Raw genomic sequence first — 6,000 nt, 5'->3', positions numbered from 1 at the left:
GTTTTTCGATGTCAACCAAGTTTTTCAATTTCTTTTTTGTCGTTTTCTGCGTTTCCGCATCAGCGACGGTTATTAATATATCATGTGAAAAAATGAAATGCAACACCTTTTGAAAACTTTTTTTAAACCAACTACATTTCTTTTTTTATATCATATACTTAAACGCAATACCTCTTTCATTTCTAAGTAAATCCTACATATATTCTATATAAAGTCACTCTGCCAAAAAGCGTTTCTTTCTATATAAACGTTTTATTCATATACCATATCATACAAGGAGGAATATACATGGACTACACCGACTTATTAATAAAATTAGGTCTCTCGGCTATTTTAGGATTCGCTATTGGTTTAGAGCGCGAATTAAAACGTAAACCACTCGGTTTAAAAACTTGTTTAGTTATTTCTATTATTAGTTGCCTCCTGACTATTGTTTCTATTAAAGCAGCTTATAACCTACCACATACCGATCATACGAATATGGATCCACTTCGACTTGCCGCTCAAATCGTATCAGGAATCGGCTTTTTAGGTGCCGGCGTAATTTTACGAAGAGGAAACGATAGTATTGCGGGACTAACGACTGCCGCTATGATTTGGGGTGCTTCTGGTATTGGCATTGCCGTTGGAGCCGGCTTCTATATCGAAGCGATTTTCGGGATGTGTTTCCTTATGATTAGTGTAGAACTTATCCCATTAACTATGAAATTCATCGGTCCTAGATCATTTCGTCAACGTGATATCGCAGTTAAACTCGTTGTACGAAATATGGACAATATCCCCATTGTAATTGAAGAAATAAAAGAAATGGATATAAAGGTTAAAAATATGAAGCTCAAAACATTAGAAAGCGGTGCTCACTACTTACATCTTAAATTGTCTATCGATCAAAAAAGACATACTGCCGATGTTTATTATGCACTTCAGCACCTTGAAAGTGTTCAACAAACTGAAGTGGAGAGTATGTAACATAAAGAAAAACGTAACTACTCAGCCATACATTTCATTTAGCATTTTGGTAAGGAGTATTATTCCAGCGAAAATACGTACCTTATTGCCTATATAATCTTTTCATTTTTCAGCACATAGATTACTGCCATGGAGATAAAAATGGACCTACACCTCGCTACCTTTCTTTGTTTTAAAACTTTGCGCGTGGCAGGAAAAGGCACTGACCGCTCCTATACATAGCCAGTCCCTCCCGACCATTTAAAAAAATGCTTTTCTGGCGTTTTTTCATAGGGGGGACTGAGTAGTTACAGAAAAACTCTCTTTTTAATTAGAGAGTTTTTCTTTTTTCTATAATGGTAACAATGAATGTAGTCCTGAAAAGTAAGGAGGAATAGGAAATTGAAATCACGTCCGAACTTAGTAGATACATTTCGTGATTCCATTATTTTTCGTTTAATTTGTTTTATTATTGTACTTACTGCCTTCTCCGGCTTTCTTATACATATATTAGAGCCAGCTCACTTCACCACATGGTTCGACGGGGTTTGGTGGTCAATCGTTACCATTTTCACCGTTGGATACGGCGATTTTGCTCCCCATACAACGATAGGAAAAATTATTGGTATAGGCATTATTTTATTAGGAACTGGATTTTGTTCTTATTATATGGTTCTATTCGCTACCGACATGATTAATAAACAATATATGAAAATTAAAGGAGAAGCAGCTGCTACCTCTAATGGTCATATGATTATCGTTGGCTGGAATGAACGTGCAAAACATGTTGTAAAACAAATGCACATATTACAACCGAACCTTGATATCGTTTTAATTGATGAAACACTTTCTTTACTTCCAAAGCCATTTCATCATTTAGAATTTATAAAAGGTTGTCCGCATCACGATCAAACTTTATTAAAAGCTAACATTACAACAGCTCACACTATATTAATAACAGCGGATAAAGAGAGGAACGAAAGCTTAGCAGATACACAGTCCATTTTAAATATTTTAACTGCAAAAGGACTTAATCCAAACATTCACTGCATCGCTGAACTTCTTACTTCTGAACAAATCCAAAATGCAACGAGAGCTGGCGTATCAGAAATTATAGAAGGAAATAAATTAACGAGCTATGTATTTACCGCTTCTCTTTTATTCCCTTCCATTTCAGGTGTACTATTCTCACTTTACGATGAAATCTCTGATAACAAATTACAACTGATGGAGATTTCCACGTCCTGCACTGGACAATCCTTTGCAAATTGTAGCTATACTCTTTTAAAACAAAACATTCTCTTACTAGGCGTAAAGCGTGACGATCAATACATGATTAATCCAGTTCATTCCTTCATTCTTATCGAAAGCGACATACTCATTGTTATTCACCATTAAAAAAATGACGCTCTAGTTCTTGCACTAGTACTTTACCAATATTGATATACTTATTTTTTACATCTCCATCTGCATCTTTCGGCTCAGCAAATTGATCAAATCCGCTCGTTCCAGCTGTTAACGCATTCACATTATCATCTAGTTCGTCTTGATATACATGCGAAAGAATATACGGCGTTTCAAGACGGACTATTACACCAGGCACATCTAATTCCCCATCCACTGCTGTAAATGGTACTCGTAAAAATTGATACCCATCTTCTTCGTCGATTTTATAGTCAAAGCACCCTTTATCGTAATCCCAATTGCCACCAACGCTATACCCAAGTGGTTTCATAACTTCTTCTAACTTATATAACGCATATGTATGTCCTTCTAACTTTGATTGGATCAGAATCAAGTCCATCCCTCCTAGACTTTTCCTTTAGCATGCCCAGTCCATTCTGAATATATATGAGCTTCAACATGAAATGCCGACTAGTCGGCAAAAAAACAATAAAAAAACTGTTGGGGCTCGTCCCCAACAGTTTTTTTATTTTAAGCGCTCTTCTAATTCTGCTTTTAATTCTTCAAATCCTGGTTTACCAAGTAAAGCAAACATGTTTTTCTTGTACGCTTCTACTCCTGGTTGGTCAAATGGATTTACGCCTAGTAGATAGCCGCTCATCGCACATGCTTTTTCGAAGAAGTATACAAGGTAACCGAATGTGTACTCATTTAATTCAGGGATGTTTACGATTAAGTTTGGTACTCCGCCATCGCTATGTGCAAGTAATGTACCTTCGTATGCTTTTGTGTTTACGAAGTCTACAGTTTCACCAGCAAGGTAGTTTAATCCATCTAAATCGTTGTCATCTAATTCGATTTTTAGTTCATGAGTAGATTTACCTACTTTAAGAACTGTTTCGAATAAGTCACGACGACCTTCTTGAATGTATTGACCTAATGAGTGTAAATCAGTTGAGAAGTTTGCTGAAGATGGGAAAATACCTTTTTGATCTTTTCCTTCACTTTCACCAAATAACTGTTTCCACCACTCTAAGAAGTATTGAAGTGCTGGCTCATAGTTAACAAGCATTTCAATTGTTTTCCCTTTATTGTATAGGGCATTACGAACTACTGCGTATTGGTAAGCTGGGTTTTCTTCAAGTTCTGATTTCGCGAAGTCATTATGACCAGCAGCTGCACCTTTCATCATCTCTTCAATGTTTAGGCCACTTACCGCAATTGGTAATAGACCAACTGGTGTTAATACAGAGAAACGACCGCCAACATCATCTGGAATTACGAATGTTTCGTAACCTTCGTTATCAGCTAATGTTTTTAATGCACCACGTGCTTTATCTGTAGTCGCATAAATACGTTTGCGTGCTTCTTCTTTTCCATACTTTTCTTCTAATAATTTACGGAAAATACGGAATGCGATTGCAGGCTCTGTTGTTGTACCTGATTTGGAAATAACGTTAATAGAAAAGTCTTTACCTTCTAGTACGTCCATTAAATCTTTCATGTAAGTGGAGCTAATGTTTTGTCCAACAAATAGCACTTGTGGAGTTTTACGTTGTTCTTTAGAAAGCGTGTTATAGAAAGAATGGTTTAACATTTCGATTGCTGCACGTGCTCCTAGGTAAGAACCACCAATACCTACAACAAGTAAAATGTCAGAGTCGTTTTTAATTTTTTCTGCGCATTTTTGAATGCGAGTGAATTCTTCTTTGTCATATTGAAGCGGAAGCTCTACCCATCCAAGGAAATCGTTCCCAGCTCCAGTTTTTTCGTGGATTGCATGATGTGTTACTTTCACTGCATCACGTAAATAAGTTAGTTCATTTTCACCGATGAAGGATAACGCTTTAGAATAGTCGAACGTTACATGTGTACTCATCTTTTTCCCTCCAATTATGTATATGTATTTCTGTATTCACTTTAGCGAAACTAAAGTTGTAAATCAAGCGATTCAACAATTGTAAACGTAACCATTATTTATTTTTTAGAAAAAGTTCATTTTTTGCATAAAAATTCGCATTTTTCGGTATAGATGTATATACATCGTTTTTTCGTACATTTTTCATGTATAAAAACAACAAAACTATACCATTCTATAAAGGAGTTAAATTTTCTTATTAACTCCTTGCTTGCTCACGCTTCACATTAAGGGGGACTTTTCATGAGTACTCTGCAACGTATCGCATTAGTCTTCACTGTAATCGGCGCTGTTAACTGGGGACTGATCGGGTTCTTCCAGTTTGACTTAGTAGCAGCTATTTTCGGTGGGCAAAACTCCGCTCTTGCACGTATTATTTACGGCATCGTTGGTATTTCTGGGCTTATCAATCTCGGCTTACTATTTAAACCATCCGAGAATCTTGGTACTCACCCAGAAACACATGAAATTCAATAGTCAGTATGTCTTTTTCGCCTCCGACATACGAATATGATTGCATGCAATCATATTTGCAAATATATATATCATAAGTCAAAGTAAAAGAGGAACGCTCATATGCGTTCCTCTTTTACTTTATTACCTCTGATTCTTCAATCCATTCTGCTAGCTTTTCTCGCAGCGTATTGAACCCTTTATCAGATGGATTCGGTATAAGAACCCTTCCTTGTTTTCTTTTCGCAGCTTTTAACGATAAACTCATTTTCCTGTGCTCTTCATCAATTGAAAGTACCTTTACTTCTACTGTATCTCCGACCTTTAAAAAGTCATGAATGTCTTTTACATACCCATTTGTGATTTCAGATATATGCACAAGTCCTTGTGTTTCTGCATCCAAAGCTACAAATGCACCGTAATCTTGAATTCCAGTTACTTTCCCTGTTACAACCACTCCCGTTGTATATTGTTCTGACATGTGAAACACTCCCATACGTTTACCATTTTCTCTACAATTGTAAATAGTAAAGCAGATGTATTTATTGTTAAATATCCGGTTAGTGAGTCAGTATCCTAAAACCCCGAGGATACTCCCACCTTATATTAGTAAATTATACCACTATGATAGGGCTCATTCAAAATTCGCGAAAAAATTTCCTGTAATACGTATAATTCTCCAATATTAGGATAGAATACTAACACATGGCTTTCTAGTATTCCCCCCCTTTTATGGACAAAACGTATTATGTTTTGTCCTTTTTTTATTCTCTATGAACCGTTCCATTCTCTTCATTGCTTCCATAAGTTGCTCAAGCGATGTTGCATATGAACAACGAATAAATCCCTCACCACTCCCGCCTGGCACATGACATGTTAAGCCCATTTCATTGAAAGATGTCGTCATAAAGTTACGCCGTTTTTTATAGCTATCTCTCATTCAAATTACTTCATCATTTCCCCCGCGTAATGCTTCAAGTACTGCAAATTGTTTTTTTAGATACTTTGCTATTTCTTGACGAAGCTCCAATAATCCTGCATTTGCTGTATAAGCTGTATATCCTTGCTCAAAAAAACGGATACATGCTTGCCGTACATTCCAAGGTGTAACAAAGTCCGGTTCCCCCACTCCAAGTGAAATAACACCTTTCATACTTGCCGCTAAATCAAAAAACTTTCGTATACCGGACGGTTATAAAGATTCTGCTACTCTAGATAGGTCAAATTAATACTCTTTCCAGTTTGAAAAGAAGATTTTTTTTGAGAATTATGTCAAA

At 36.3% G+C, this 6,000-nt stretch carries 7 protein-coding genes and 1 pseudogene; 3 read left to right on the top strand and 5 right to left on the bottom strand.

Annotated elements, in window-relative coordinates:
* Positions 1–288 precede the first annotated feature (288 nt).
* Both FT637_RS15375 and FT637_RS15370 read left to right on the top strand, forming a co-directional pair.
* Entirely contained in the window at positions 289–969 is a 681-nt protein-coding gene (locus FT637_RS15375; protein ID WP_193647021.1) for an MgtC/SapB family protein, read from the top strand.
* A 381-nt stretch (positions 970–1,350) separates the two neighbouring features.
* The gene (locus tag FT637_RS15370; protein WP_193647020.1) at positions 1,351–2,346 is read left to right on the top strand and encodes an ion channel; all 996 of its coding nucleotides are present in this window, start codon (positions 1,351–1,353) and stop codon (positions 2,344–2,346) included.
* Here FT637_RS15370 and FT637_RS15365 read toward each other — a convergent pair.
* On the bottom strand, positions 2,333–2,746 hold the full coding sequence (locus tag FT637_RS15365) for a YugN-like family protein (RefSeq protein ID WP_193647019.1): 414 nt from the start codon (positions 2,744–2,746) through the stop codon (positions 2,333–2,335). The genes FT637_RS15370 and FT637_RS15365 overlap by 14 nt on opposite strands.
* Before the next feature lie 132 nt (positions 2,747–2,878).
* The gene (locus FT637_RS15360) at positions 2,879–4,231 is read right to left on the bottom strand and encodes a glucose-6-phosphate isomerase (RefSeq protein WP_193647018.1); all 1,353 of its coding nucleotides are present in this window, start codon (positions 4,229–4,231) and stop codon (positions 2,879–2,881) included.
* Positions 4,232–4,513: 282 nt separating this feature from the next.
* On the opposite strand from FT637_RS15360, the gene FT637_RS15355 reads away from it, so the two are divergent.
* Positions 4,514–4,747 (top strand): DUF378 domain-containing protein, encoded by a 234-nt coding sequence (locus FT637_RS15355; RefSeq protein WP_002034535.1) that lies wholly within the window; start codon positions 4,514–4,516, stop codon positions 4,745–4,747.
* 112 nt (positions 4,748–4,859) lie between these two features.
* Here the strand turns inward: FT637_RS15355 and yugI are convergent, their stop codons facing one another.
* From yugI to FT637_RS30615, 3 genes and pseudogenes are all read right to left on the bottom strand, one after another.
* Positions 4,860–5,204 (bottom strand): S1 domain-containing post-transcriptional regulator GSP13, encoded by a 345-nt coding sequence (gene yugI / locus FT637_RS15350; protein ID WP_144508395.1) that lies wholly within the window; start codon positions 5,202–5,204, stop codon positions 4,860–4,862.
* Between the two features lie 249 nt (positions 5,205–5,453).
* On the bottom strand, positions 5,454–5,663 hold the full coding sequence (locus FT637_RS30620) for a hypothetical protein (RefSeq protein ID WP_413773232.1): 210 nt from the start codon (positions 5,661–5,663) through the stop codon (positions 5,454–5,456).
* A gap of 45 nt (positions 5,664–5,708) precedes the next feature.
* Positions 5,709–5,906 (bottom strand): annotated as a pseudogene (locus tag FT637_RS30615) (aminotransferase class I/II-fold pyridoxal phosphate-dependent enzyme); the annotation flags it as partial.
* Positions 5,907–6,000: the final 94 nt, after the last annotated feature.

Origin of the sequence: Bacillus cereus (assembly GCF_015071065.1) — a bacterium.
Classification (GTDB): Bacteria; Bacillota; Bacilli; order Bacillales; family Bacillaceae_G; genus Bacillus_A; species Bacillus_A cereus_BA.
The sequence above is the reverse complement of the archived record's forward strand: the minus strand, read 5'-3'. Positions and strand labels throughout refer to the sequence as shown.

Coding starts and splice junctions, on each gene's coding strand:
- FT637_RS15375 (WP_193647021.1), top strand. CDS start 289: ATGGACTACACCGACTTATTAATAAAATTAGGTCTCTCGGCTATTTTA.
- FT637_RS30620 (WP_413773232.1), bottom strand. CDS start 5,663: ATGAGAGATAGCTATAAAAAACGGCGTAACTTTATGACGACATCTTTC.
- FT637_RS15360 (WP_193647018.1), bottom strand. CDS start 4,231: ATGAGTACACATGTAACGTTCGACTATTCTAAAGCGTTATCCTTCATC.
- FT637_RS15355 (WP_002034535.1), top strand. CDS start 4,514: ATGAGTACTCTGCAACGTATCGCATTAGTCTTCACTGTAATCGGCGCT.
- yugI (WP_144508395.1), bottom strand. CDS start 5,204: ATGTCAGAACAATATACAACGGGAGTGGTTGTAACAGGGAAAGTAACT.